Genomic DNA, 23,709 nt, shown 5'->3' with positions numbered 1-23,709 from the left:
GTGAACTACGTGACATACGGCGGTGTCACCGTCGGCCTCTGCCTCCTCGCCCACCAACTAGTCACCTGGTGGCCCGGCCGCAAGCCCCTGACCAAGGACCCGCTCCGACAACTCGCCCGACTCCTGCCGTTCCTGCTCGGCTGGGTGTACGGCTGCCTCACCACCCTCGGCGTCGGCGGCCTGGTCGGCCTCATCTCCGGCACCGTCCTCGGCCTGTCCAACTGGCTCGGCGACGCCGCCCTCGTCTGGGGCGTCGGCGGACCGGGCGGCCAGTCCGCCACCACGGCGACGTTCCGTCCCCTGTCCGGGCCCGGGCTCGGCGTCGTGCTGATCATCACGGTGGCGTTCATCGCCGCGGTGAAGAAGTCCGGGTCCGGGCCGGAGCTGAAGCGGGGCGCCTGGTGCGGCATCACCCTCGGCACCTCGGCCGGGGTCGCCGGGTTCGCCGCGGTCCCGCTCGCCCAGGCCGCGACCCTGCTCGGCGACCGCGTGTACGGGGTGCTGTGATGGCGGCCGCCGAAACGCCGTCGCGCGCGGCCGGCGCCGTCGTCCTTGTCGTCCTCGGCGGGGTCGTCGTCGCCGTGGCCTACGCGGTCGACGAGGCCGCAGGCACGCTCACCGTGGTCGCCGCCGGGACCGTCGCCCTGTGGCGAGCCGCACGCCGGATGCCCGATTCGTCCGCCACTCCCCCACCGCAGCAGAAGCGCCCCTCCTGCCGTGAATGCGCAGGTCACGAGCTTCTCAGCGTGACCCCTCTCGAAGGTCAGAAGGGGATGTTGATCTACACCAGTGCCCCGCCAGGACAGTCGAACTACACCCACATCCACGTCGCCGAGGGGGTGACAGAGCAATGATCCGCCGCCTCCTCACCCGCGTGCACGAGTACTGCGCCGACTGCGGATGGTGGGTGCAGAACTGCCCCCACAAGAACTGAACCCAACCTGCCACGCCCAAGGTGGCCGCCTTTGTGAACTAGGGGTTTCAACCCCAGACCACCCCCTTACCCTTGAGAGGAAACGGCCGCGCCTTGCGTCGCGTGATCGCGAAGCGAAGCGCGGCCGTGACCACAACTGAACAACAACAGAAGATCGGATACGTCAATGACCGACCCCGTCGAGCGGAAGCGCATCATCGCTCCGGTATGCAAGTGGATCGCCCGCGAGTCCTTCCGCCTCCTCGCACGACTCGTGATGGATCAGGACAGCCCATACATGGAACTGATCAAGGCCACCCTGCGCTGGTTCCACCTCGACTCGTGAGCGCCACCAACGCAGCCTGAGGCACGATGGACCAGTGGAATCACAGCTGATCCGCCCAGGCCACCTCACCGCCCACCAGACCGCCCGAGCCCTCGGCATCACCCTCGGCGGCGTCCGCCAGCTCGTTCGCCGCGGCAGGCTCCAGCGGTCTGGTGGCAGCCCCCGCCAACCGTGGTACGCCGCCGAGGAGGTCACCGCCCTGATCGTCGAGCGACAGCAAGCCAAGGCGGCTTGACCGCAGGTCAGACACCGTGTCACGATCTCGGTGTACAGCTGTGCCCTCAGGAAGCCCCTGAGGGCATCGTCGTATCAGCCCGTCACAGGCTCGTCACAGCGCCTCCACACCCCCCACGCACCCCAGATGATGGCCCCTCAGCCACACATCCCAGGGGGGACCATGCGCATCCGTACCACCGCCATCACGGCCGCCATCATCCTCGGCGCCACACTCACCGCCTGCAGCAGCAGCCCCGAACCCGACGCCACGGCCACGCCGACAGCCTCGGCGCTCACCGACGAGCAGAAGGCAGCCATCCGCGAGGCCGCCGGCCTCCCGCCCACGCCCCAACCGGCCGAGTGGTCCGCCTACATCAAGGCCCTGAACGCCATCGACACCGACATCGTCCACGGCAAGGAAGAGAAGGCGGTCAGGCGCGGCATCGACACCTGCAGCGGCATCAAGCGGTACCCGGACGACACCGCCAAGCAGATCGCGACCACGGGGTCACGCTTTTCGTCGCCGACCCATCCTGAGGGACGCCCGAGGGCGACTGCCGAGAAGATCCTGGAAGCTGCCCACAAGTACATCTGCCCCGACTTCTGACCGGGGCCCAGCGCCACCACACGCGGCCCTCGTACTCACCATGTGCGAGGGCCGTGCGCATGCGTGGAGGTGACCATGCCCCGCAAGGCCCTCCAGGTGTGCCCCACACCGGGGTGTCCGACCCTCACCCCAGGGGGCAAGTGCCCGCCCTGCGCAGCCAAGGCCAGGGCCGCCCGGCCCACGCCCAGCAGGCGCGGCTACAACACGGCCTGGCGCAAGGCCAGCACCGCATACCTGCAAGACCATCCCTGGTGCGAATGCTCCGAGTGCTCGGCTCTTCCCCTGCTGCAGCGTGACCTCGCCACCGAGGTCGACCACATCGACGGCCTCGGCCCGCTCGGCCCCCGCGGCTTCGACCCGGCCAACTGGCAGGCGATGAGCAAGAGGCACCACAGCGCGAAGACGGCGAGGGAGACGTTCGGGACGTGACCGATCGTGACCGGACCCTGGGGGGTGACCCCCGGCTGGCCTGGGGGGACAGAGCGCGGGGGAGGGCGCTGGATGGTCTGTCAGGTTCAAAGGGTCGACCGCTGTCACGCAAGGTGACGGCACTGAGGGCCGCGCAATGCGGCACGCAGGAGGGAGTCCGTCATGGCCCGTGGAGGAGCCCGCGTCGTCTCCGGACCGGCCCCCGATCCGATGGCGCTGCGCCGCAACCGGCCCTCGGACAAGGCTGGCTGGACGCTGCTGCCCGCCGACGGGCGTCAGGGCGAGCCGCCCGAGTGGCCGCTGACCGAGGCGGCCGAGCGTGAGTGGGAGCTGTGGGGTGAGCTGTGGGAGCGGCCACAGGCGGTGATGTGGGAGGAGCTCGGGCAGTACTTCGAGGTGGCGCTGTTCGTCCGCACGCTCGTCGAGGCCGAGCAGCGTGAGGCGAAGGTCGACGTCCGCAAGCTGGTGCGCCAGTACCTCGACAGTCTCGGCCTGTCGGTGCAGGGCATGCTCCGCAACCGGTGGAAGATCTCCCCGGGCGCCGAGTCGACGGCGGCCGCCGAGGAGGGCGAGCTCGAGATGCCGGCGCCGCGGCGGAAGTCCGCGCGCGACCGTATGAATGTGATTCCGTTCCGTGGCCCGGGGGCGTGAGCCGGAGGCCGCCGAGTTCGCCGAGTTCGTCGTCGACTTCCCCACGCTGTGGGTGGTGCCGGACTGGATTGAGGCGCACTGCCCGGTCCCGGACGGGTTCCGCGCGGGCGAGGACCTGGAGCTGTATCCGTGGCAGCTGTGGTGCACGGTCAACCACTACCGGGTGCGCCCGGAGGCGCGCGTCGGGCAGATGGCGCCCGCGTTCCACTACCGCCGCTCGCAGGTCGTCGCGCCGCAGAAGACGGGCAAGGGCCCGTGGTCGGCGACGATTGTCCTCGCTGAGGCCGCGGGGCCGGTCGTCTTCAACGGCTGGGCGCGGGGCGGGGAGCGGTTCTCCTGCTCGGACCACGACTGCGGGTGCGGCTGGTGGTACGAGTACGAGGCGGGCGAGCCGATGGGCAGGCCGTGGCCGACACCGCTGATCCAGTTGACGGCCACCTCGGAGGACCAGGTCGCCAACGTCTACCGGCCGCTGCAGAGCATGGTGAAGAAGGGCCCGCTCGCGGAGCGGATGCGGGTGGGCGAGGAGTTCACCCGCATCGGCGAGGACGGCCTGATCGACACCGTCACCTCCTCGGCGATGAGCCGTCTCGGCAACCCGATCATCTTCGCGATGCAGGACGAGACCGGCCTGTACACGAAGGAGAACAAGCTGCGCCGCGTCGCCGAGACGCAGCGCCGCGGCGCCGCCGGCATGGGCGGCCGCTCGATGGAGACGACGAACGCCTGGGATCCGGGTGAGAAGTCGGTCGCGCAGACGACGAGCGAGTCCAAGCGGCGGGACATCTTCAAGTACCACCCGCAGGCGCCGAAGTCCCTGTCGTTCAAGGACAAGCGGCAGCGGCGCCGGATCTTCCGGCACGTGTACGCCGGCTCGGCTCACGTCGACCTCGACGCGATCGAGGCCGAGTGCGCCGAGATCATGGAGCTCGACCCGGCGCAGGCCGAACGCTTCTACGGCAACCGGTGCGTGGCCGGTTCCGACGCGTGGCTGGACGTGGCGAAGTGGGCGGCGAAGGCGAAGAAGCGTCGGGTGCCGCCGGGCACGCGCATCGTCCTGGGGTTCGACGGCTCCGACGTCGACGACTGGACGGCGATCCGGGCGGAGACGATGGACGGCTATCAGTTCACGCCGCTGTACGGGCCGAACGACGAGCCGACCATCTGGAACCCCGCCGACTACGACGGCCAGGTCCCGCGCGCCGAGGTGTGCGCGGCTGTCGACCAGCTGATGCGCCGCTACGACGTGGTCCGCATGTACGGGGACCCGCCGTACTGGGAGACCGAGATGGACGACTGGGTCGACAAGTACGGCGAGGAGCGTGTCATCCGCTGGCACACCCGGCGGATCATCGCGATGCACGCGGCGGCGCAGCGACTCAAGACCGACGTGCTGAAGCGGAACGCCGGCACCGGCACCGACTTCACGCACGACGGATGCCCGACCACCTACGAGCACATCGGGCACACGCGGGCGGCCGCGCGCCCGGCCGACCGGTACGTGCTGAAGAAGGCCGGCCCGGCTCAGAAGATCGACGCGGCTGTGACCTCGATCCTCGCCCATGAGGCGCTCGGTGACGTGATCGCCGCGGGCCTGGCCGAGCCGGAGACGTCCTACTACTACGGCAGCTGAGATGGGGGTGGGGTTGGTGGCGACGGAGGCTCAGGCGCTGCAGCTGGTCAGTCTGCTGGAGAACGAGCTGATCCGCAGGCGCGGGAAGATCGACCTGTACAACGACTACTACCGGGGCAAGCACCCGCTGAAGTTCGCCAGTTCGGAGTTCGCGAAGTTCCACGGCCAGCGGTACCGGGACTTCGCCGACAACTGGGTGCAGGTGGTGGCCGACAGTCCGGTGGAGCGGCTGACGGTGACGGGGTTCCTCGCCGACGGGGAGACGACGGCGGACCGGGATCTGTGGCGGGTGTGGCAGGTCAACGGCCTGGACGCAGACTCCCAGCTGGGGTTCCTCGGCGCGGTCACCGGCGCGCGGTGCTTCGTGCTGGTGTGGGGCGACCCTGACGACCCCGACATGCCGGTCGTGACGTTCGAGGACGCATCGCAGTGCATCGTCGACTACGAGCCCGGTTCGCGCCGGCTGCGGCGGGCCGCCTTGAAGCGGTGGCAGGACGGCAATCAGGACTACGCCACCCTGTACCTGAAGGACGAGGTGTGGAAGTTCTCGAGGCCGCTGCAGCAGCAGGACAAGTCTCCGCAGATGGCCGACGTCGACGAGGAGTTCAAGCGGTGGCAGCCGCGCGACCCTGAGGAGCTGAGGGAGCCGAACCCGCAGCCCAACCCCATGGGCGTGGTGCCGATGGTGGAGCTCCCCAACAAGCCGATGCTGGTCAAGGACCCCATCTCGGATGTGGCCGGTGTGGTGGCCATGCAGGACGCCATCAACCTGCTGTGGGCGCAGCTGTTCACCGCGTCGGATTATGCGTCGTTCCCGCAGCGCGTCGTCCTGGGCGCCGAGCGGCCGATGATCCCGAAGCTGAACAGCGCTGGGGAGATCGTCGGGAAGCAGCCCGTCGACCTGGACAAGTTCATGGTCGACCGGGTCGCGTGGATCACCGGCAAGGACGCCAAGATCGCCGAGTGGCAGGCCGCCAACCTTGCGATGTACACCAGCATCATTGAGGTCGCCGTCGGTCACCTCGCCGCGCAGACGCGCACGCCGCAGCACTATCTGATCGGGAAGATGGCCAACCTTGCCGAGGGTGCCCTGCTTGCCGCGGAGACCGGTCTGGTCAAGCGGTGCGACGAGAAGATCCTGTGGTACGGGCAGGGCCTGCGTGAGGTGGGGCGGCTGATCGCGCTGGCCAAGGGCGAGTACGGCAAGGCGCAGGCTCTCAGGTCCGGGCGCGTTTTGTGGGCGGACACCGAGTCCCGCAGCCACGCGCAGATGGCGGATGCGCTGCTGAAGCTCAAGGCGCTCGGGTTCCCCTTCGAGTGGCTCGCCCTGCGCTACGGCCTCACCCCGACCGAGGTCGCGGACGTCGTGGCGATGCGGCAGGCGGAGGCGGAGATGGATCCGGTGGCGGAGATCTCCCGCATGATGGCCGAACGCCCCTCCCCGCCCGAGGGCCGGGGCGACGGCGAGGACGACGGCCAGGACGACGCCGACGAGGACGGGTCGGCGGAGGCTGCGGCATGAGCCCGTCGCCCGCCGCGGAGAAGCACAACGATGCCCGACTGCGGCTGGCCGCAGCCGCCTCCCGGGCGGCGCGCAGCATCTGGCTGCGGACCGACCGGGACAACCTGCTGTCGTCTTGGACCGGGCTGCTCGCCGGTGTCCTCGCCCTCGTCGCCGCGAGCCAGCTCACCGCGGCGCAGCAGTCGGAGCCGTGGCTTGAGCAGCTGCTCGGCGACGACGCCGACCGGGCGCAGGATGACCGGCTGGACCCCGCCTCGCTGGTCGGTGTCGACGGGACAGGGCGGCCGCTGGCCGGTGTGCTGATGGCGCCGGTGTGGTCGGCGCTGCGCCTGGTGACCGCCGGGGCGCCGATGGTGCAGGCGATGGCGCGCGGGCAGCTGCTGCTCGACGCGATCGTGCGCACGGCGATCGCCGACACGGGGCGGGCCGCGGACTCGGTGGCGATGATCAGCCGCCCGGCCATCACCTCCTACATCCGCGTGGTCGAGGGCGGCGCGTGCTCGCGGTGCCTGATCCTGGCCGGCCGGGAGTACGGCGTCAGCACCGCGTTTGCGCGGCATCCGCGCTGTCACTGCGGGATGGAGCCCGTCACCCGCACTCACCGCCCGACGGCGCAGGACCCGAAGCGCGTGTTCGAGGAGATGAGCGAGCAGCAGCGGCGCCGCGTGTTCGGCGAGGCCGGCGCGCGGGCGATCGCCGAGGGCGCCGACCCGGCGCAGGTGGTCAACGCCCGCCGCGGCATGACCTCGGCGACCGTCGAGGGACAACGGCTGCGGGCCACCACGGAGGGCACGGTGCGCGGCGAGTTCCGCCGCCAGGAGTTCCGCCGTCTGCAGGGCGAGGGTGTCATCCCCCGCAGCCAGTCGATCCGCGGGTTCCGCCCCGAGCGGCCGCGCCTGATGCCGGAGGAGATCTTCCGGATCGCCGATGACCGTGCGCACGCCCTGCGGCTGCTGCGCCTGCACGGCTACCTGTACTGACCGCGCGCAACGCCCGGTCCACCACCCCGCAATGGGAGACACCACCATGCACACCTCCACCCTGCCCACCCACCCGGTCACCGGCGCCCGCGCGCTGGGCTGGCGCAAGGCCCGCCCCGGCGAGGACGAGGACGGGCTGTATCCGGTCTGGCCCATCCTCGGCGCCGCCGACGATGACGATGACGGCCAGGACGACGACACCGACGACAGCGACGACGACCAGGACGACGACGCCGGCGACGGAGGGGACGACAGCGACGACGACCAGGGCGACGGCACCGGCGACGACGGTGGCGGCCAGGACGACGACGCCGACGAGGAAGGCGCCGACGCCCTCGGCGACAAGGGCAAGCGCGCACTGGCCTCCATGAAGGGCAAGTGGCGCACCGAGCGCGACAAGCGCCGCGAGCTCGAGCGGCGCCTGGCGGAGAAGGACGCCGGCAACGGCGGAGCGAACGACGCGGACACGATCCGCAGGCAGGCGGAGGCGGCCGCAACGGTCAAGGCCAACGCCCGCATCATCCGCTCGGAAGTGCGCGCCGCGGCGGCCGGCAAGCTCGCCGACCCCAAGGACGCGCTGACCTTCCTCGACCTCGGACAGTTCGAGGTGAACGAGGACGGCGAGGTCGACGCCGACGAGATCTCCGAAGCGATCGACGACCTGATCAAGTCCAAGCCCTACCTGGCAGCAGCGCAAGGCAGCCGCCCGAGGTTCCAGGGCACCGGCGACGGCGGAGCGGCGCGCAAGGCGTCCCGGCCCAAGCAGCTCACCGAGCAAGACCTCAAGACCATGACCCCCGAGGAGATCGACAAGGCCGCCGAAGACGGCCGCCTCGACACCCTCCTCAAGGGCGGCTGACCCAGCTAGGAGGGCCACACGATGGCTATCACCAACTTCAAGCCGCAGATCTGGAGCGCCCGGCTCCTGGTCGCGTGGCGCAAGGCACTGGTCTACGGCGGGCCCATGGTGGTCAACCGGGACTACGAGGGCGACATCGCCGAGGCCGGAGACGTCGTCAAGATCACGTCGATCTCGGACCCGACGATCTCGGACTACAACGCGAACTCCACGGTGATCACGCCGGAGGAGCTCACCGACGCCCAGCGCAACCTGCCCATCGACCAGTCGAAGTACTGGGCGTTCAAGGTCGACGACATCGACAAGCGGCAGGCCAAGGGCAACGTCATCCCCGAGGCCATGAGCCGGGCCGCGTACCGGCTGGCCGACACCGCCGACCAGTACATCGCCGGCCTCTACACCGGGGTCGCCGCGGCCAACGACCTCGGCACCGTGTCCGTCGTGGCAGGTACCCCGACCGACGCCTACGACGACGTCCTGATCCCGCTGAAGGTTCTCCTCGACGAGGCCGACGTGCCCAAGCAGGGCCGCTACTGCGTGGTCCCGCCGTGGTTCGAGGGCCGCCTGCTGCGCGACGACCGGTTCATCCGGGCGGACGCCTCCGGCACGACCGACGGCCTGCGCAACGGCATGGCCGGCCGCGCCGCAGGCTTCACGATCATGGTGTCGAACAACTGCCCCAACCCGGCTGGTGACGACTACGTCGTCCAGGCCGGCGTCAACGCCGCGATCTCCTTCGCCGAGCAGATCAACAAGACCGAGGCGTACCGGCCGGAGAACTCCTTCGCGGACGCGGTCAAGGGCCTGGCCCTGTACGGGGCGAAGCTGATCCGCCCGGACGGCATCGCCATCGCCACCGCCTCCCAGACCTGAGCCGAGAAAGGACACCAAGCCCATGGCAACCACTGCCGTGCCGTACAGCGATCTCGTCGCCAACGGCAACCTCGCCCAGCCCGCCGGTACGACGCTGGTCGTCGCTCCGACGAACAACATGCAGATCTCCGACGCGCTGCCCGAGCAGACCGTGCTGCGCGTGGTGAACACCGGCGTCGAGCAGGACATCACCATCAAGGCCGGGGACAACCCGCCCGCGCTGGCGGCCGGGCAGGGCGACCTCGTGGTCACCGTCGCCGCGACCACCGGCGTGCAGTTCATCGGCCCGTTCGAGTCGGGCCGGTTCCTGCAGTCGGACGGCTCGATGCTCATCGAGGCCGAGACCGTCGACGGCACGATCACCGCCTTCAAGGTCCCGAGGTACACCTGATGAGCAACGAGATCTCCCTGCCCGACGGCATCACCGCCGAGGACCTGGCGGCCGCCCTGGAGGTGGTCCGCCAGAACAAGGCCCGCAACCCCGGCCGCCCGCGTGCGCGCGGCCGCGACGACGGCGAAGAGACCATCTTCGTGCGCGGGGAAGGGGGCGCCGTCTTCGAGATGGCGCCCTCCCGCATGACCGCCGACATGCGCCGGCGCATGCAGATGGGCCGCCTGCGCCGCGTCACCCCCGACGGCCGCCCCTACCGCCCGGTGTACGACACCCCCGCACCCGCGGCCGCGCCCGAGGACCCGGGCGCGGGCGGCGGGCACAGCGACCTGACCGGCGGGCGGGTGCCACGCCCGGCCAAGTCCGCGCCCAAGAAGGACTGGGTGCTGTACGCGGTCGCCGAGCTCCGCCTGGACGAGGAGACCGCGCTCGGCATGACCCGCCAGGAGCTCATCGAGCTGCCCGTCGACCACGCCGACCACGCCGACCTGCCGCCCGGCGCCCCGCTGCCGGCAGCGGCCGGGGGCGGGCGGCCGGACGAGGACGCGCCGAAAGCCGCGTGGATCGACTACGTCGCCCGGCAGGGTCTGCTCTCCCGGGACGACGCCGAGGTCTACACCCGCGAGGACCTGATCGCGATGGTCTCCTGACCAGAGAAGGGGGGTCCCCGCTGTGGCGCTCGCAGCCCTGGCGACCACCGCCGACCTCGCCGCCCGCGGCCTGACCGTTGAGGCAGGTACGGAGACCACCGTCGCCACCACCTATCTCGACGTCGCCTCCACCGCCGTGAGGGAGGCGGCCGGGGTGCCCATCTCGCAGACCACCTCGACCGTCAGCCTGGAAGGGCCGGCCTCCCAGTGGCTGACACTGCCCGGACTGCCGATCATCTCGGTGGCGTCCGTCAGCATCGACGGGGAGGCCGTCACCGACTGGCGGCTGCGCTCGCACCGGCTGTGGCGGGCGTGCGGCTGGTCGCCCGGCTGCGAGCCGTCCGACGTCGAGGTGGTCCAGACGCACGGCCTGGACCCGGTGCCCTCCGACATCGTCGACCTGGTGTGCCAGATGACGGCCACCGCACTGGCCGACTACCGCGCCGACCCCGACGGCACCGCCGGCATGGGGGCCGGCGATATCCGCTCCGAGCGGATCGGCGACTACGCCGTCACCTACGGCAGTCACGGTCTGATCACCAGCATGGAGCTGCCCGACTACCTGTGCGAGCGGCTCGCCGCACGGTTCGGCGGGGGCGTCGCGGTGGTGAAGTCGCGGTGAGGGGCCGGGGCCGCGCCGGTATCGGCCGCTACCTCAACCGGCAACTTCAGGTGTGGCGGCCGACCACCGTGCCGGACGGGTACGGCGGGCAGACCGTCACCTTGGTGCTGCAGGGCAGCGTGCGCGCGAAGGTCGACCAGCCCTCGCCGACCGAGCGTCTCGTCGCCGCGCAGACGACGTCCCGCCACTCCCACAACGTCTACCTGCTGCCCGGCGCGGATGTGCGCCGCGGCGACGAGCTGCGCGGCACCGACCCGCTCGGCACCAACCAGGTGTTCCGGGTGCAGGCCGTCGTGCAGCCGTCCACCCCCGTCTACTCCAAAGCTCTCGTCGAGCTGACCCAAGGCGAAGGAGAAGGAGCCTGACATGGCTGACCTCAGCCTCACCACCGTGCCCATCGACACCGGCATCGCCGACGTCGCCGCCCAGGCCGTCGCCGCGGCAGGCGGCGGGGACACCGCACCGGTCGGCCCGTACCGGTTCCTCTACGTCAACAACGCCGACGCGTCCAGCCACACGGTCACGCTCGCCACTCCGGGCACCGTCAAGGGCCTGGCCATCAGCGACGGAGGGGTGACCGTGGCCGCGGGCGACCACGCGCTGATCCCCCTTGCCAACGTGTATCGCGGCGCCAACGGGCGCGCGGCGATCACCTACGACGACGTCACCAGCCTGACCGTGGCCGCGTTCGAGCTGGAGTCCTGATGGCCCAACAGGACCCCCGCACCCTGCCGAAATACGGTCCGCAGGAATGCCGCGCCCGAGCGGAAGAGATGCTCGCCGTGGAAGCCAAGTCGTCGACTGGACCGCCCGCCCTCGTCTGGGCCCTGCTCGCCATCGCGGGCGAACTGCACGAGATCCGCACTGCCATCAAGAAGAGGTGACCGGGTGGCCAGACGCGGGCGCGCACGCGTGGAGATCGTCGGCCTGGACCGGCTGCAGCGGCGTCTCGCCGAGCTGCTGCCGGAGCTGCAGGAAGCCGCCCGGGCAGCGGTCGAGGAAGCGGGGCAGGCGATGGTCGCGGACGTGAAACGCAACGTGCGCCGCGACACCGGCAACCTGCACGACAGCGTCAAGGACACCTACCAGAAGAACGGCCTGCAGGTGTCGGTCGGCTGGCGCGACCGCGACGACCTGTACGCCGTCTTCCACGAGCGCGGCGCCCGCCGCACCCCGGCCAATCCCACGCTGATCCCGGCGCTGGAGCGGGAGGGCACGCAGCTGGTGGCGAAGCTGCGTGACGAGGTGAGGAGGCGGCTGTGAGCATGCCCGTCTCCGCGTCCGTCCTGCTGCCCCTGCAGGGGGCCGTCATCAGCCTCCTGGAGGCCGACGACGTGCTGATGGACCTGATCCAGGGCGTGTTCGACTTCGTCGAGGAGAAGCAGCCCTACCCCTACGTCCAGTACGGCGAGGCGGTGGAGACGGCCGACAACACGCACGACAGCCACGGCTCGAACACCGTCATCACGCTGCACGTGTGGTCGCAGTTCCGCGGCTACTCGCAGGCCCTGGCCATCGCGACACGGCTGCGGGCCCTGCTCGAACACCGGCCCCTGACCATCGCCGGTCACCGGCACGTCGCCACCTACTTCGTGTCGCAGCAGACCCTGACCGACCCCGAACCACCCGGCGACATCCGGCACGTGCCCTGCTCGTTCCGGGTGCTCACCGAGGTCGTCAACAGCTAAGCCCCACGAGGGGTGCACACCAGGAAGGAAGGTGACCGGACATGGCCGGTGAGGACGCAACCGGGACCCAGCTCAAGCGCGACAGCACGGGCGGCGGGGTGTTCGTGACCATCGCGAGCGTGGAGGACCTGACAGCCCCCTCCCGCTCCCGCAACATGATCGACGTCTCCGCGCACGACTCGCCGGACAAGTACCGGGAGTACACCAAGGGCATGAAGGACGGCGGCGAGGTGACCGCCACCATCAACTACCGGCCGGGCGAGACCACCCACCAGGCGCTGGACGCCGACTTCGAAGAGGACACCCTGCGCGACTACCAGCTGGTCATGCTGCCCGGCGACCCGGACGAGCACACGTGGACGTTCACCGCCGGCATCAGCGACCTGTCCGACAGCTTCCCGCTCGACGACAAGATGGGCCGCGAGGTCACCTTCAAGATCTCCGGCAAGCCGACGCTGGCCGCGACCGGCGCGTAACCCACCCACCCGCAAGAGGAGTCCACCGCTGTGGCCAGCATCAAGGAAGCCATCCGCGCCGCCCAGGACATCGCCACCCAGCCGGACGTCGAGATCCCCGAGTGGGGTGTCACCGTCGAGGTGCGCGGCCTGCCCTCGGGGATCTGGGAGGCGTACCAGAACAAGCTGAACAAGCTCCGCTTCGCCGAGGGCAAGGGCGGCGCGGAGATGAACGTCCGCTCCAACCGGGCGGAGATCGTCGCCCGGTGCCTGTACGACCAGGACACTGGCGAGCCCGTCTTCCCCGACGTCACCGAGGGCGCCGTCATCCTGAGCAAGAAGGCGCCCGGCATCGTCGACGGCCTGTTCAAGCTCTGCCGTCACCTGTCCGGTGAGGACCGCGACTTCGAGCAGAAGGTCAAGGACGCCGAGGGAAACTCCGGCGGCGACCAGAACTGAGGCTCCTCTACGACCTGTCCGTCGCCTACCAGAAGGCCCCGGCCGAGGTGATGGCGCAGTTCACCGACGAGGACCTCATCCACCTGGTCGCGTACCAGAACCTCTACGGGCCCATCACCCCGGCCCGCCTCGACGTCGTCGCCGCGCGGCTCGGCATGGACATCGCCGCCCCGCACATGAAGCGCGGCCGGCGCCCCCGCCTGCGGGACCACGTCATGGTGTGGTCCCGCTCGGCACGCCCACCCCGCACCGGGCGGGAGATCCTCGCCACCGTCAAGGACATCCAGGCCGCCTACGACGCGGCCGACGACGAGCACGAGCAGCGGGCCGGGCGGATCCGGCGCACACGCAGGGAGGTGACCCATGTCGGTCCTCGATGAGCTCCTGGTCCGCCTCGGCGTCGACATGACGGACGCCGAGGACGAGATCGACCGCGGCGGCCGGGGCATCGAGGACCGGCTGAACGGACTGACCGTGGCCGGCGGGGTCGCGGCCGCCGGTCTCGGAGCCGCGTTCGTCATGGGCCTTGAGTCCGCGATGGACATCTCCTCGGTGACCACCCAGCTGCAGAACCAGCTCGGCCTCACCGACGAGGAAGCAGCCCGCGCCGGCAGCATCGCCGGTGACGTGTTCTCCGCCGGGTTCGGCGAGTCGATGGGTGATGTCGGCGAGGCCCTCGACTCGGTCGCCTCGTCGATGCACGAGTTCGGGTCCATCTCCGACGCCGAGATGACCCAGCTCACCAAGGAGGCCCTCGCCCTGGGGAAGTCGCTGCAGTTCGACGTCGGTGAGGCCGCCGTCGGCGCAGGCAACCTGATCAAGGCCGGGCTGGCCAAGGACGGCACCGAGGCATTTGATCTCATGGCCGCGGCCGCGCAGCAGATGCCCAAGGCGATGCGTGAGGAACTTCCGGCCGTCACCAAGGAGTACAGCGAGTTCTTCGCCCAGCTGGGCGCGACGGGCCCGGAGATGATGGGCGCGCTCGCCGCCGCGGCGGAGAACCCGCTGTTCGAGATCGACAAGCTCGGTGACGCGGTGAAGGAGTTCACGCTGCGGATCTCCGAGACCGACGCGGTCAAGGAGCCGCTGGAGGAGCTCGGCCTGGACGTCGGCAAGATCCAAGCCATGGTGAACAAGGGGCAGGGCACCAAGGCGTTCGATGAGATCACCAAGGCGCTGGCCGAGGTGGAGGACCAGACCGACCGGACGAGGCTGGCGGCCGCGCTGATGGGCGGCCCGGGTGAGGACGCCCAGGCATCGCTGAAGGCATTCGGTGAGGCTGGCGGCTTCGCCGCCAACAAGCTCGAAGGTGTCGCCGGGAAGGCCGCGGAGATGGCGCAGGCGATGGAGAACTCGCCCGCGCAGCAGTGGGACAGCGTCATGCGTACCCTGTCCACCACCATCGGTACAGCGCTGCTGCCCGTCCTGCAGGTCGTGTCCAACTTCATGAAGGACCACCCCGGCCTGGTCCAGGTCCTCATCCCCGTGGTCCTCGCCCTGGCCGCCGCTCTCGCTGTCGCGGCGGCCGCCCAGTGGGTCCTCAACAGCGCGCTGCTCGCCAACCCCATCGGGCTGATCATCTTGGCGATCGTCGGCCTGGTCGCCGCGGTGGTCGTCCTGTGGAAGAAGAACGAGGCGTTCCGGGATTTCGTGACCGCGGCGTGGGATGTGATCTGGGGTGCGATCAAGAAGGTGTGGGACTGGGTCAAGAACAACTGGCCGCTCGTCCTCGGCATCTTGACGGGTCCGATCGGGATCGCCGTCGGTGTGATCGTCAACTACTGGGACTCGATCGTGAAGTTCGTCTCGGGGCTGCCCGGCCGGATCAGCAGCGCGGCCTCCGGCATGTGGAACGGGATCGTGTCCGGCTTCAAGAGCGCGGTGAACGCGATCATCTACGCGTGGAACCGGCTCAGCTTCACGATCGGCGGCGGGTCGGTCATGGGCGTGTCCATCCCGTCGGTGACGCTGAACACCCCGGACATCCCCTACCTCGCGGCCGGCGGCATCGCGACCGGGCCGACGCTGGCGATGGTCGGTGAGGGCCGGGAGAAGGAAGCGATCCTGCCGCTGTCGCGCCTGGACCAGATGCTCAACCAGCCGGCCATGGCGCCGTCGACAGCGAAGATCCAGCCGCTAGGAGCCCGGATCACCTTCGAGGACAGCGGAGAGCCCTTCATGGACTGGCTCAAGAACCGCATCCGGATCGACTTCGACGGAGACGTCACCAACCTGAACGGGACCGCCTGATGCCTTCCCTGCCGCCCACCATGTGGGGTCAGATCCTCGTCGACGGCGCCTGGCAGGACCTGACCGGGGTCGACGTGAACGCGCCCATGACGGCCTCCCGGGGCCGCAGCGGAGAGCGCAGCAGCGCGGGCCCGAACCAGGGCTCCATGAAGCTGATCAACACCGGCGCCCGGTACTCGCGACGCAACCCGAATTCGCCGCTGTATGAGCTGATCGGGCTGAACACGCCCTGCCGGTACGGCGTCGCCGAGGGCTCCCCGTGGGTGGTCATGTCCGGGGCTGATGACCCGGACGCCTACCTGTCCACCCCGTCCAGCACGGCCCTGGACATCACCGGCGACCTGGACGTGCGCGTCGAGTTCACGATGGACGACCCGGTGAACCTCCCCGCCAGCCTCGCCAATCGCTACGGGACGGCCGGGAACCGCTCCTGGCTGCTCGCGGTGGCGGCGGACTCGTTCCCCGCACTGGTGTGGTCCACGGACGGCACAGCCGCGTCCCTGGTCGTCAGCACCGTCCCCCTGCCCGCCATGCCCGGCCGTCGCATGGCGCTGCGCGCCGTCCTGGACGTCGACAACGGCGCCGGCGGGTACACGGTGTCCTTCTACACGGCGAAGCGAGCCGACGCCGCGGGCGAGGACTGGCGGCTCCTCGGCGAGCCGACCGTCACCGACGCCGGCACCACCTCGGTGTTCAACCCGGTGGAGGACGTGCGGGTCGGCGGGTCCGACTCGGTCGTCACCGTGCCCTGCCTCAACGGCAACCTGTACCGCTGCCAGCTGCACGACTCGGGCGGGCTCATCGCCGACCTGGACACCTCGGCCGCGAGCCCGGGCGCGTCGTCGTTCACCGACTCCCGCGGCCTGGTGTGGACGCTGAACGGCAACAGTGAGCTGACGAACCGGTATCCGCTGATGTACGGGGAGATCTCGTCGTGGGAGCCGGAGCGGAACAAGGCGGGCGCCGGCGGGCGGGTGACGATCGCGCCTGCGGGAATCTCGCAGCGCCTGAACCAGGGCGACAAGCCGCTCAGGTCGCCGCTGCACCGGGCGGTCACTGATCCGGCCCGCACCTCGGTGGTCGCGTACTGGCCGTGCGAGGACGGCACGGACGCGGAGAGCGTCGCCTCCGGGATCGGGCAGGCGGCCATGACGGTCACCGGCACGCCGACGTTCGCCAGCGACAGCACGTGGCTGGGCTCGGCCCCGCTGCCCGTCATGAAGGACGGCACCTTCACCGCGACCGTGGCGAGCTACTCGGTGACCGGGCAGACCGCGTTCCGTGTCTTCGCGGTGATCCCCGCCGGCGGGGTCTCGGCGGAGACGTCGCTGTACCGGCTGAGCACGACGGGCACGGCCAGGACGTGGGATGCCCTGCTGCAGACCGATGGTGACCTGAGGCTGCGCGTGTTCGACGCCGATGGCGGGTCGCTGGCCAACAGCCTGATCAACTTCAACGCGACCGGGTTCACGTGCGCGATCGTGCTGGACCTGACGCAGGACGGCGCGGACATCGACTGGGAAGTGTCGGTCGTCAACTACACCGGCGTCAGGACCATCTTCGACTCGCTGGGCAGCCAGGCCCTCGCCGGCACGATCGCCGGGCGGACTGTCGGCCGGGTTACGGGCGTCACCATCGGCCGCGGCGGCGGCCTGCAAGACGTCGTCGTGGGGCACGCCACCCTGTCCAACAGCCTGGGCGCTTTCACCGGCATCGCCAGCTCCGCTCTGGGCTGGAACGGCGAAGGCGCGCGGGCGCGCTTCAACCGGCTGTGCGACGAGGAGGGCATCACCGGCACGGCCGCCATCGACACCAGCAGCGAACCGTCCATGGGTATCCAGCGGTCGGCGAAGCTGTTCGACCTGTTGCGCCAGGTCGAGACCGTCGAGGGCGGCATCCTCGGCGAGGACCGGGCCACCCCCGCGCTCGCCTACCGCGGTGCTTCCACGATGTGGGCACAGGCGCCGGTGGTGACCCTGGACCACAGTGCGGGGCTCATCGACGCGATCACGGTGAAGGACGACACTCGGGCGTCGTTCAACGAGGTCACGGCGAAACGGATCGGCGGGAGCGAGGCCACCTACGCCAAGGAGACCGGCACCAACTCGGTGGCTGCGATCGGCCGGACGAACACCGGGGTGAACCTGTCGCTGCTCGCCGACGACGACCTGCCCGCCCACGCGCACTGGCGGGTGCAACAGGCCACGGTGGATGAGATGCGGTTCCCGCAGATCACCGTCGACCTCGCCAACGAGCGCGTCTTCGCGATGATCGACACGCTGTACGCGGTCGACCTCGGCGACCTGATCCGCCTGGGCAGCATCCCCGACGACTACGGCGCCGGCGACGTCGACCTCATCGTGGTCGGCATCAAGGACACGGTGAGCGCCACGGCGTGGAAGCGGACCTTCATCTGCGTCCCCGGAAGCATCTGGAACGCCGGTATCGTCTCCCCCTCGCCCGAGGTGGTGTTCGAGGACTTCGAGGACACCAGCCTCAACATCACCATCACCGACAGCGGTGCACTGCCCTGGCTGCGCACGAACGCCCAGGCGCACACCGGCAGCTGGTCGCTGCGGTCCGGGGCGATCACCAACAACCAGACCTCGGTCGCCACAGTGACGGTGCCGACGGGGGCGACGCTCCTGGCGTTCTGGTACCGCACCTCATCCGAAGAGCCGGGCCCGGGCTTCGAGGGAGACCGGCTCACCGTCACCGTGGACGGCACCCAGGTGCTGCGCGCGCAGGGGGAGACCGGCTGGACGCCGTTCGTCGTCGACGTCGCCGGCGCATCCTCGGTCGCCTTCACCTACGCCAAGGACAACAGCGCGGCCTCCGGGGAGGACGCCGTCTACATCGACGACGTCCGCTTCACCACCCCCGCCGACGCGCCGACCGAGGCGCGCATCGACAGTGACGGGCTGACGCTCACCAGCGCCATCACGGCTACGGACACCTCGTTCAGCGTCACATCCGCCGGCACACCGTGCATCGACTCGGCCACGTCCGCGGCTGACTTCCCCGTCGACGTGAGCATCGGCGGGGAGATCATGACCGTCACGGCCATCACCGGAACCACGTCACCGCAGACCTTCACCGTGGTGCGGTCAGCCAACGGCGTGGTCAAGGCGCACGACGCCGGGACCAGGGTGTCCCTGGCCCAGCCGGACCACGTCAGCGCGTAAGGAGACAGACACGATGTCCACCGATCTGTGGTTCCCGCTCCAGCGGATCACCGACGACTCCATGAACGACGCCGACCTCATCGGCCGCATGGTCTTCCGTGCCCGCCAGTCGACCTCGGCACAGAACATCACCAGCGGTGGAGACACCGCCGCGAACGCCATCCAGTGGCAGGACATCGACCTTGATCTGCTGGGCGGCTGGAACGGCGGCCAGCCGACGCGCTGGACCGCGCCCCGGGCCGGCTGGTGGGAGCTGTCCGGCGGCGTCTCCTTCGCGGGCAGCACCGCCGGGCAGATCCGCGAATGCGTCTGGTACGTCGGCGGGTCCGCGATCTCCGGCGGCCGGGGGCGCCCGACCCCCAATAGCGCCATCACGGCGTCCGCCCTGACGGCTGAGGCCAGGACCATCCCTGTGCAGCTCGGCGTCGGTGGCTACGTGGAGCTGATCGCCGCGCAGAACTCAGGCGGCAACCTGGCAACCTTCACCGGCTCCTACAGCCCGTACATCTCCATCACCTACGCCGGACCCTCCACGTAACCGGCCCCCTTGCCCCATCCCCGCAGCCCCGCGCCATCTCCGGCCCGGGGCTTTTTCACGCCCTGAGGAGGGCCCATGGCCGATCCACTGACCGCCGACCGCCTGGTCGCCGCGCTGCGCGCCGAGGGCGTCCGCGTCGTCGAGCACACCGGCTGGCGCACCCACAACCGCAACCACAAGGGCCCCTGGGGCCCGGTCAACGGGGTGATGATCCACCACACCGTCAGTTCCGGCACGGCCCACAGCGTGGCCATGTGCCGCGACGGGTACGCCAGCCTGCCCGGCCCGCTGTGTCACGGTGTCATCCCGAAGGACGGCACCGTGCACCTGGTGGGCTACGGCCGCGCCAACCACGCCGGTCTCGGGGATCCGGACGTGCTCCAGGCCGTCGTCGCCGAGCGTGCCGTGCCGGCCGACGACGAGGCCACCGTGGACGGCAACCGGCACTTCTACGGCTTCGAGTGCGTCAACCTCGGCGACGACAAGGACCCGTGGCCCGAGGCGCAGGTGGAGGGGATCGTCCGGGCGGCGGCGGCGATCTGCCGTCACCACGGATGGACGGCGCGCAGCGTGATCCGTCACCTGGACTGGCAGCCCGGCAAGGTCGACCCGCGCGGCCCGGGAATGAACTGGTCGGACGTCGAGGCACGGATCGCGGCCCGCCTCGGCAGCAAGGTGCCGGCGGCTCCTCGCCCGGCGCCGCGGCGGCCGGTCGTCGACCTGTCGCAGCTGCGAAACGCGGCCCGCTCGAACCCGGCGGCCGCCGGGACGCCGGTCACCTACAGCGGGGTCCGGACCGTCGAGGCCGCCCTCGTCGACGAGGGCCTCCTCGTGCGCCGCTACTCCGACGGCCACTTCGGCAGCGCCACGGTGTCCGCCTACGCGGCCTGGCAGCGGCGCCTCGGCTACGCGGGCCGAGACGCGGACGGCATCCCCGGCAAGACGTCGCTGGCCCGGCTCGGGCAGCGGCACGGCTTCGATGTGAAGGACTGACCCATGGCCAACCTCAACCTGCCCAGCGGCGAGACCGTCGTGAAGACCGCCGCCACCTACGGCCGCGACCTCCTCGAACGCGTCCTCGCCACGTTCCTGCAGGCGTTCATCGGCGGCATCATCGTCACCCAGCCCCTCGACGCCAGCATGTGGCACGCCGCCGCTGTGGGCGGCATCGGCGCCGTCCTCGCCCTCGCCAAGGGACTGGTCGCCCGCTGGAGGGACGTCACCAACTCGGCGTCGCTCGCCAGAGGCGTGTGATGGCCACGCCCGACCCGGGCGTGTACATCAGCACCGCCCAGATGTACCAGGAGGTGAGGGACCTGGCTCAGACGGTCGGCCGCATCGAGAACAAGGTCGACAGCTTTCTCGACGAGGCGAAGGACATCCGCGCGGACGTCCACGACCACGAGATCAGGATCCGCACCCTCGAACGCGCGCGCTGGCCGCTGCCCACGATCGGCGTCCTCGCCGGTGTGGCCGGCGCCGCCACGGGCGCCGTCGCCCTCTTCGCCCGCTGACCACTCAGCCCCCTCTCGCCTTCGGGCGGGAGGGGGCCTTTCGTCATGTCCGGGGTGGATAGGCTCGCCCGCATGACTGACTTCGTGCAGGTATCCACAGCAACGGAAACCCGCGACCAGGCGGTCGAGTTGGCCCGGTCGATCGTGCAGGACAAGCTCGCTGCCGGTGCACAGATCATCGGCCCGGTGATCTCCGCCTTCTGGCATGACGGCGAGTTCGGGACCGGTGAGGAATGGCAGCTTCTGCTGAAGACGACCCGAGCCCGGTACCCAGAACTGGAGGCCCACCTGGTGGAGCACCACCCGTGGCAGAACCCCGAGATCGCAGCCGTCCCGATCGAGGCCGGGGCGACGGGCTGCCTCAACTGGATCGCCGCGAGCACCGCCCCCGCCAAGTAGCTCAGCTGCGGGCCCGCTCCAGGACGTCGGCGACGGCGGGCAGCGCCTGGTGCTCTCCGAGCCGCTGGAGAACGGGCGCCAGGCGTTCCCGTGGCCGCACCGACGCCACTCCTGACGACAGGTCGAGTACGCGGCCCGTGACCGTGGCCGCCTGCTCGACCTCCCCGGCGGTCAGATACGAGTCGGCGAGCCACGCCAGGTACAGGGCCTTGTCCCGTGCGTGCGAGTCGTCGAAGTGGGCGAGAGCGTTCTCGAGAACAGGCACGGCTCGGAGCGGGCGGCGCAATTCGGTCCAGCAGCGTCCCGTCATGATCTGCAGCTCGGTCTCGTCGACCCACGCCGCCCAGTCCGGTTGTGGTGTGTCGTCGACCTCCGCGAGCGCGCCCTGGGCGGCCTCCAAGGCGCGCTCGGTCTCGTCGGCATGACCCGCTACTGCGCGCGCCCACGCGAGCCGCTCGTACAGCAGCGCACGCACTCCTGGCGCGGCATCGGGCCCGGCGGTGGCGCACGACCGGGCAGCGGTCTGCACGGCGCCCTGCCGGTCGCCCCGCAGCCCCTGGTACGCCAGGAAGGCGAGTGCGTTCCCGGCGAGTGCGGCATCCCCCGCGTCCACCGCCGCCGCGTGGCTCGCCTTGTACAGGCCACGGGCCTCGGCGTGCCGGCCGCCGTCGAATGCCGCCCAACCGGCCTGCTGCGCCTGCTCGGCGAGCACCGACAGCAGGGCGCGGCCCGTCTCCTCCGTGTAGGAGCGGTGGCGCAGCAGCGACCTTGTGGCCTGGTACTCGCCGAGATAGGTGCGGTAGGTGTCGCCGCCACCGAGGACATCATCGAGGCGCCGCAGCCGGGCCGTGCGCTGCCGCAGCTTCTCGGGGAGATCCCTGTCGACCCGGCCGCCCTCCGTGGGACGGGCTATCTCTGGGAGGCCGACGGCGAGACTCGCCGCCGCAGAGGTCTTGAGGAAATCGCGGCGCGGCGGCGCGGCGGGTTCGCGGGGTGTCTCCCACGGCCGCGGGGCAAGCCCCACCATGTGGCCGGGCACCCGTAGCGCGTCGGCGACGCGAACGATCTTCTCGAACGACGTCACCTTGCCGTGGCCCTTGGCCAGCGTCCCCACGCGCTCCGGCTTGATACCGCACTCGGCCGCGATCATCGAGTAGCTGATGCCCTCCTCGGCGCGGGCGAGGTGGAACACCGTGCCGAAGTCATGGCTGGCGAGCGCGGCTCGTACCTCGGGGCGCTCAAGGAACTCGCGGGATAGCGCGGTTGGCGGTTCGTGACCGGTCATGAGGTGCCCCGTCGCGCGTGGTGATGGCGTGGTCTGACGTGAGGGTACCCATGATGGGTACCCCTCGGCGGGAAGTCAGAAGTCTTGGTCGCTCGCAAGCTGGAAGCGTTCAAACCCCGGCGAGTTGAGGGCTCCCGGGGCGTGGCCGACGCTGCGAAGGAGCGCCAACACCATGAAAGCTACCGCGCCACCGCCCGCGCGCACACCGGGCTCCGGCATGACCATCCGCGTCTACACCGTGGACCGGTACGGCACGGTCACCACCGACCGGGGCACGCGCACCGTGCCGTGCGAGGCCGACGCCTTCCCTGAGCTGATGAACACCCAGTACCCGCCGTGCGCCTGCCCGCGCCACCGTGCGGGGGTGACCCGGTGAGCATCACCATGGAGATCACGCCGGAGGTCCTCGCGGTGCTGGGCCTGCCCGCGCGGGAGACGCTGGACGATGAGCAGCAGCGCGGCGCCGCGTGCGTGTGGTGCAACCACGAGTTGAACGCCGAGTCGGCCATCGACCTCGGCGAGCAGGCGCCGCCTGACCGGTGGTTCCCGCGCGCCTGCCGGCCCTGCGTCGGCGTCCGCGCGTGGCCGGGGGTCCTCAGCCACGCCATGGCCTGCACGTCGACTTGCGGTGGCCAGTCGGGGCACCTGTGCGACACGGGCCGCCTGCTGTACCGGCTGAGCACACGCCACTGGGTCCACTGCGAGCGCTGCGGCCAGCGGATCGAGCCCGGCCAGGAGTACGACGAGTACGTCCCCGAGTCCGGCACCGGCTTCCCGCCCACGGTGTACACGCACCGGGAGCCGTGCGAGCGACCGCCGCGCAGGTGGCCGTGAAAGCCGTTGTCGGTCTGTCCTTGTATGTGGCAGCCGTGACTGGCCCGGTCCTCGCCCTGGTGCTGGCGCGGACCGAATCCTGACGCACCCCCGTGGCACCCCATGGACGCCCGCCCGTCGTGTCCCGCAAGACGCGGCGGGCGGGACCCTGCGGCCCCGGCCGGCGCTCCCCCGTCGCCGACCGGGGCCGCTCCATGTCAGTGGCCACCCGTAGGCTGGCCGCATCCCATATCCACGCTGCTGGCTGCGGCGCGGCTACTCGAAGCACGGCCCGGATCCTGAGGCAGATCCGGGCCGTGCCGCGTCTCCAGCCCCCCGACCCGGCTCTCAACGACTTGATCGTTTACCTTTCGGGCCAGCAGCGGGCCAGCTAACGATCTTCAGAGACGACGAAGGCCCCTCCGTCAGGA

At 70.5% G+C, this 23,709-nt stretch carries 33 protein-coding genes; 32 read left to right on the top strand and 1 reads right to left on the bottom strand.

What is annotated here, in order from left to right; translation table 11 throughout:
- The 30 genes from ACH5AC_RS11685 (at nucleotide 1) to cutA (ending at nucleotide 21,180) form a co-directional block, all read left to right on the top strand.
- Nucleotides 1-507, top strand: a complete 507-nt coding sequence (locus ACH5AC_RS11685) for a hypothetical protein (protein ID WP_398861534.1) — start codon at nucleotides 1-3, stop codon at nucleotides 505-507.
- Entirely contained in the window at nucleotides 507-854 is a 348-nt protein-coding gene (locus ACH5AC_RS11680) for a hypothetical protein (RefSeq protein ID WP_398861533.1), read from the top strand. Before ACH5AC_RS11685 ends, ACH5AC_RS11680 begins: the two co-directional genes overlap by 1 nt.
- Nucleotides 855-1,100: 246 nt before the next feature.
- On the top strand, nucleotides 1,101-1,259 hold the full coding sequence (locus ACH5AC_RS11675) for a hypothetical protein (protein WP_398861532.1): 159 nt from the start codon (nucleotides 1,101-1,103) through the stop codon (nucleotides 1,257-1,259).
- Nucleotides 1,260-1,293: 34 nt separating this feature from the next.
- Nucleotides 1,294-1,494, top strand: a complete 201-nt coding sequence (locus ACH5AC_RS11670; RefSeq protein ID WP_398861531.1) for a hypothetical protein — start codon at nucleotides 1,294-1,296, stop codon at nucleotides 1,492-1,494.
- Nucleotides 1,495-1,656: 162 nt separating this feature from the next.
- Nucleotides 1,657-2,082 (top strand): hypothetical protein, encoded by a 426-nt coding sequence (locus tag ACH5AC_RS11665; RefSeq protein WP_398861530.1) that lies wholly within the window; start codon nucleotides 1,657-1,659, stop codon nucleotides 2,080-2,082.
- A 75-nt stretch (nucleotides 2,083-2,157) separates the two neighbouring features.
- Nucleotides 2,158-2,511, top strand: coding sequence for an HNH endonuclease signature motif containing protein (locus ACH5AC_RS11660; protein WP_398861529.1), 354 nt, complete (start codon nucleotides 2,158-2,160; stop codon nucleotides 2,509-2,511).
- Between the two features lie 162 nt (nucleotides 2,512-2,673).
- Complete coding sequence (locus tag ACH5AC_RS11655; protein WP_398861528.1) at nucleotides 2,674-3,162, top strand: hypothetical protein; 489 nt, start codon at nucleotides 2,674-2,676, stop codon at nucleotides 3,160-3,162.
- Entirely contained in the window at nucleotides 3,146-4,795 is a 1,650-nt protein-coding gene (locus ACH5AC_RS11650; protein WP_398861527.1) for a hypothetical protein, read from the top strand. Before ACH5AC_RS11655 ends, ACH5AC_RS11650 begins: the two co-directional genes overlap by 17 nt.
- Before the next feature lie 16 nt (nucleotides 4,796-4,811).
- Nucleotides 4,812-6,317 (top strand): phage portal protein, encoded by a 1,506-nt coding sequence (locus tag ACH5AC_RS11645; protein ID WP_398861526.1) that lies wholly within the window; start codon nucleotides 4,812-4,814, stop codon nucleotides 6,315-6,317.
- Nucleotides 6,314-7,297 (top strand): hypothetical protein, encoded by a 984-nt coding sequence (locus ACH5AC_RS11640; protein WP_398861525.1) that lies wholly within the window; start codon nucleotides 6,314-6,316, stop codon nucleotides 7,295-7,297. The genes ACH5AC_RS11645 and ACH5AC_RS11640 overlap by 4 nt, the downstream gene beginning before the upstream one ends.
- Before the next feature lie 31 nt (nucleotides 7,298-7,328).
- Entirely contained in the window at nucleotides 7,329-8,156 is an 828-nt protein-coding gene (locus ACH5AC_RS11635; RefSeq protein WP_398861524.1) for a hypothetical protein, read from the top strand.
- Nucleotides 8,157-8,177: 21 nt separating this feature from the next.
- Nucleotides 8,178-9,029, top strand: a complete 852-nt coding sequence (locus ACH5AC_RS11630; protein ID WP_398861523.1) for a P22 coat protein - protein 5 domain protein — start codon at nucleotides 8,178-8,180, stop codon at nucleotides 9,027-9,029.
- A gap of 22 nt (nucleotides 9,030-9,051) precedes the next feature.
- Complete coding sequence (locus tag ACH5AC_RS11625; RefSeq protein WP_398861522.1) at nucleotides 9,052-9,420, top strand: hypothetical protein; 369 nt, start codon at nucleotides 9,052-9,054, stop codon at nucleotides 9,418-9,420.
- The gene (locus tag ACH5AC_RS11620; RefSeq protein ID WP_398861521.1) at nucleotides 9,420-10,070 is read left to right on the top strand and encodes a hypothetical protein; all 651 of its coding nucleotides are present in this window, start codon (nucleotides 9,420-9,422) and stop codon (nucleotides 10,068-10,070) included. Before ACH5AC_RS11625 ends, ACH5AC_RS11620 begins: the two co-directional genes overlap by 1 nt.
- Before the next feature lie 22 nt (nucleotides 10,071-10,092).
- Nucleotides 10,093-10,692: a hypothetical protein gene (locus ACH5AC_RS11615; RefSeq protein WP_398861520.1), complete on the top strand. Its 600-nt coding sequence runs from the start codon at nucleotides 10,093-10,095 to the stop codon at nucleotides 10,690-10,692.
- Nucleotides 10,689-11,057, top strand: a complete 369-nt coding sequence (locus tag ACH5AC_RS11610) for a head-tail adaptor protein (RefSeq protein ID WP_398861519.1) — start codon at nucleotides 10,689-10,691, stop codon at nucleotides 11,055-11,057. The genes ACH5AC_RS11615 and ACH5AC_RS11610 overlap by 4 nt, the downstream gene beginning before the upstream one ends.
- Nucleotide 11,058: 1 nt before the next feature.
- A complete protein-coding gene (locus ACH5AC_RS11605; protein WP_398861518.1) occupies nucleotides 11,059-11,397 on the top strand; it encodes a hypothetical protein in 339 nt (112 codons plus the stop codon).
- Nucleotides 11,397-11,576, top strand: coding sequence for a hypothetical protein (locus ACH5AC_RS11600; protein ID WP_398861517.1), 180 nt, complete (start codon nucleotides 11,397-11,399; stop codon nucleotides 11,574-11,576). Before ACH5AC_RS11605 ends, ACH5AC_RS11600 begins: the two co-directional genes overlap by 1 nt.
- A 4-nt stretch (nucleotides 11,577-11,580) precedes the next feature.
- On the top strand, nucleotides 11,581-11,955 hold the full coding sequence (locus ACH5AC_RS11595; RefSeq protein WP_398861516.1) for an HK97-gp10 family putative phage morphogenesis protein: 375 nt from the start codon (nucleotides 11,581-11,583) through the stop codon (nucleotides 11,953-11,955).
- A gap of 2 nt (nucleotides 11,956-11,957) precedes the next feature.
- Nucleotides 11,958-12,380 (top strand): DUF3168 domain-containing protein, encoded by a 423-nt coding sequence (locus ACH5AC_RS11590; RefSeq protein WP_398861645.1) that lies wholly within the window; start codon nucleotides 11,958-11,960, stop codon nucleotides 12,378-12,380.
- A gap of 41 nt (nucleotides 12,381-12,421) precedes the next feature.
- Entirely contained in the window at nucleotides 12,422-12,856 is a 435-nt protein-coding gene (locus ACH5AC_RS11585; protein ID WP_398861515.1) for a phage tail tube protein, read from the top strand.
- A gap of 30 nt (nucleotides 12,857-12,886) precedes the next feature.
- Entirely contained in the window at nucleotides 12,887-13,294 is a 408-nt protein-coding gene (locus ACH5AC_RS11580; protein ID WP_398861514.1) for a hypothetical protein, read from the top strand.
- Between the two features lie 50 nt (nucleotides 13,295-13,344).
- A complete protein-coding gene (locus ACH5AC_RS11575) occupies nucleotides 13,345-13,674 on the top strand; it encodes a hypothetical protein (RefSeq protein WP_398861513.1) in 330 nt (109 codons plus the stop codon).
- Nucleotides 13,658-15,544, top strand: coding sequence for a phage tail tape measure protein (locus ACH5AC_RS11570; RefSeq protein WP_398861512.1), 1,887 nt, complete (start codon nucleotides 13,658-13,660; stop codon nucleotides 15,542-15,544). Before ACH5AC_RS11575 ends, ACH5AC_RS11570 begins: the two co-directional genes overlap by 17 nt.
- On the top strand, nucleotides 15,544-18,729 hold the full coding sequence (locus ACH5AC_RS11565; RefSeq protein WP_398861511.1) for a hypothetical protein: 3,186 nt from the start codon (nucleotides 15,544-15,546) through the stop codon (nucleotides 18,727-18,729). Before ACH5AC_RS11570 ends, ACH5AC_RS11565 begins: the two co-directional genes overlap by 1 nt.
- Nucleotides 18,730-18,742: 13 nt before the next feature.
- Complete coding sequence (locus ACH5AC_RS11560) at nucleotides 18,743-19,267, top strand: hypothetical protein (RefSeq protein ID WP_398861510.1); 525 nt, start codon at nucleotides 18,743-18,745, stop codon at nucleotides 19,265-19,267.
- A gap of 75 nt (nucleotides 19,268-19,342) precedes the next feature.
- Nucleotides 19,343-20,260, top strand: a complete 918-nt coding sequence (locus tag ACH5AC_RS11555; RefSeq protein ID WP_398861509.1) for an N-acetylmuramoyl-L-alanine amidase — start codon at nucleotides 19,343-19,345, stop codon at nucleotides 20,258-20,260.
- 3 nt (nucleotides 20,261-20,263) lie between these two features.
- On the top strand, nucleotides 20,264-20,521 hold the full coding sequence (locus tag ACH5AC_RS11550; protein ID WP_398861508.1) for a hypothetical protein: 258 nt from the start codon (nucleotides 20,264-20,266) through the stop codon (nucleotides 20,519-20,521).
- Nucleotides 20,521-20,781, top strand: coding sequence for a hypothetical protein (locus tag ACH5AC_RS11545; protein WP_398861507.1), 261 nt, complete (start codon nucleotides 20,521-20,523; stop codon nucleotides 20,779-20,781). Before ACH5AC_RS11550 ends, ACH5AC_RS11545 begins: the two co-directional genes overlap by 1 nt.
- Before the next feature lie 72 nt (nucleotides 20,782-20,853).
- Nucleotides 20,854-21,180 carry a divalent-cation tolerance protein CutA gene (cutA, locus tag ACH5AC_RS11540; protein ID WP_398861506.1) on the top strand — a complete coding sequence of 109 codons (327 nt, stop codon included), beginning with the start codon at nucleotides 20,854-20,856 and terminating at the stop codon, nucleotides 21,178-21,180.
- A gap of 1 nt (nucleotide 21,181) precedes the next feature.
- On the opposite strand, the gene ACH5AC_RS11535 is transcribed toward cutA, so the two are convergent.
- Nucleotides 21,182-22,465, bottom strand: a complete 1,284-nt coding sequence (locus tag ACH5AC_RS11535) for a twin-arginine translocation signal domain-containing protein (RefSeq protein WP_398861505.1) — start codon at nucleotides 22,463-22,465, stop codon at nucleotides 21,182-21,184.
- Between the two features lie 172 nt (nucleotides 22,466-22,637).
- On the opposite strand from ACH5AC_RS11535, the gene ACH5AC_RS11530 reads away from it, so the two are divergent.
- Together ACH5AC_RS11530 and ACH5AC_RS11525 are read left to right on the top strand one after the other, a co-directional pair.
- Nucleotides 22,638-22,841: a hypothetical protein gene (locus tag ACH5AC_RS11530; protein WP_398861504.1), complete on the top strand. Its 204-nt coding sequence runs from the start codon at nucleotides 22,638-22,640 to the stop codon at nucleotides 22,839-22,841.
- Nucleotides 22,838-23,299: a hypothetical protein gene (locus ACH5AC_RS11525; RefSeq protein WP_398861503.1), complete on the top strand. Its 462-nt coding sequence runs from the start codon at nucleotides 22,838-22,840 to the stop codon at nucleotides 23,297-23,299. Before ACH5AC_RS11530 ends, ACH5AC_RS11525 begins: the two co-directional genes overlap by 4 nt.
- The last annotated feature ends 410 nt before the right edge of the window (nucleotides 23,300-23,709 follow it).

The organism is Streptomyces sp. NPDC018693, from assembly GCF_044391385.1.
GTDB lineage: Bacteria > Actinomycetota > Actinomycetes > Streptomycetales > Streptomycetaceae > Streptomyces.
This window is presented reverse-complemented; position numbering and strand designations above follow the sequence as displayed.

Bases quoted from the DNA above. Each gene is read 5' to 3' on its own strand.
- ACH5AC_RS11530 (WP_398861504.1), top strand. From the start codon at position 22,638: ATGAAAGCTACCGCGCCACCGCCCGCGCGCACACCGGGCTCCGGCATG.
- ACH5AC_RS11635 (WP_398861524.1), top strand. From the start codon at position 7,329: ATGGGAGACACCACCATGCACACCTCCACCCTGCCCACCCACCCGGTC.
- ACH5AC_RS11680 (WP_398861533.1), top strand. From the start codon at position 507: ATGGCGGCCGCCGAAACGCCGTCGCGCGCGGCCGGCGCCGTCGTCCTT.
- ACH5AC_RS11655 (WP_398861528.1), top strand. From the start codon at position 2,674: ATGGCCCGTGGAGGAGCCCGCGTCGTCTCCGGACCGGCCCCCGATCCG.
- ACH5AC_RS11560 (WP_398861510.1), top strand. From the start codon at position 18,743: ATGTCCACCGATCTGTGGTTCCCGCTCCAGCGGATCACCGACGACTCC.
- ACH5AC_RS11545 (WP_398861507.1), top strand. From the start codon at position 20,521: ATGGCCACGCCCGACCCGGGCGTGTACATCAGCACCGCCCAGATGTAC.
- ACH5AC_RS11620 (WP_398861521.1), top strand. From the start codon at position 9,420: ATGAGCAACGAGATCTCCCTGCCCGACGGCATCACCGCCGAGGACCTG.
- ACH5AC_RS11565 (WP_398861511.1), top strand. From the start codon at position 15,544: ATGCCTTCCCTGCCGCCCACCATGTGGGGTCAGATCCTCGTCGACGGC.
- ACH5AC_RS11590 (WP_398861645.1), top strand. From the start codon at position 11,958: ATGCCCGTCTCCGCGTCCGTCCTGCTGCCCCTGCAGGGGGCCGTCATC.
- ACH5AC_RS11675 (WP_398861532.1), top strand. From the start codon at position 1,101: ATGACCGACCCCGTCGAGCGGAAGCGCATCATCGCTCCGGTATGCAAG.
- ACH5AC_RS11660 (WP_398861529.1), top strand. From the start codon at position 2,158: ATGCCCCGCAAGGCCCTCCAGGTGTGCCCCACACCGGGGTGTCCGACC.
- ACH5AC_RS11640 (WP_398861525.1), top strand. From the start codon at position 6,314: ATGAGCCCGTCGCCCGCCGCGGAGAAGCACAACGATGCCCGACTGCGG.
- ACH5AC_RS11600 (WP_398861517.1), top strand. From the start codon at position 11,397: ATGGCCCAACAGGACCCCCGCACCCTGCCGAAATACGGTCCGCAGGAA.
- ACH5AC_RS11630 (WP_398861523.1), top strand. From the start codon at position 8,178: ATGGCTATCACCAACTTCAAGCCGCAGATCTGGAGCGCCCGGCTCCTG.
- ACH5AC_RS11665 (WP_398861530.1), top strand. From the start codon at position 1,657: ATGCGCATCCGTACCACCGCCATCACGGCCGCCATCATCCTCGGCGCC.
- ACH5AC_RS11625 (WP_398861522.1), top strand. From the start codon at position 9,052: ATGGCAACCACTGCCGTGCCGTACAGCGATCTCGTCGCCAACGGCAAC.
- ACH5AC_RS11575 (WP_398861513.1), top strand. From the start codon at position 13,345: ATGGCGCAGTTCACCGACGAGGACCTCATCCACCTGGTCGCGTACCAG.
- ACH5AC_RS11605 (WP_398861518.1), top strand. From the start codon at position 11,059: ATGGCTGACCTCAGCCTCACCACCGTGCCCATCGACACCGGCATCGCC.
- ACH5AC_RS11555 (WP_398861509.1), top strand. From the start codon at position 19,343: ATGGCCGATCCACTGACCGCCGACCGCCTGGTCGCCGCGCTGCGCGCC.
- ACH5AC_RS11570 (WP_398861512.1), top strand. From the start codon at position 13,658: ATGTCGGTCCTCGATGAGCTCCTGGTCCGCCTCGGCGTCGACATGACG.
- ACH5AC_RS11535 (WP_398861505.1), bottom strand. From the start codon at position 22,465: ATGACCGGTCACGAACCGCCAACCGCGCTATCCCGCGAGTTCCTTGAG.
- cutA (WP_398861506.1), top strand. From the start codon at position 20,854: ATGACTGACTTCGTGCAGGTATCCACAGCAACGGAAACCCGCGACCAG.
- ACH5AC_RS11550 (WP_398861508.1), top strand. From the start codon at position 20,264: ATGGCCAACCTCAACCTGCCCAGCGGCGAGACCGTCGTGAAGACCGCC.
- ACH5AC_RS11585 (WP_398861515.1), top strand. From the start codon at position 12,422: ATGGCCGGTGAGGACGCAACCGGGACCCAGCTCAAGCGCGACAGCACG.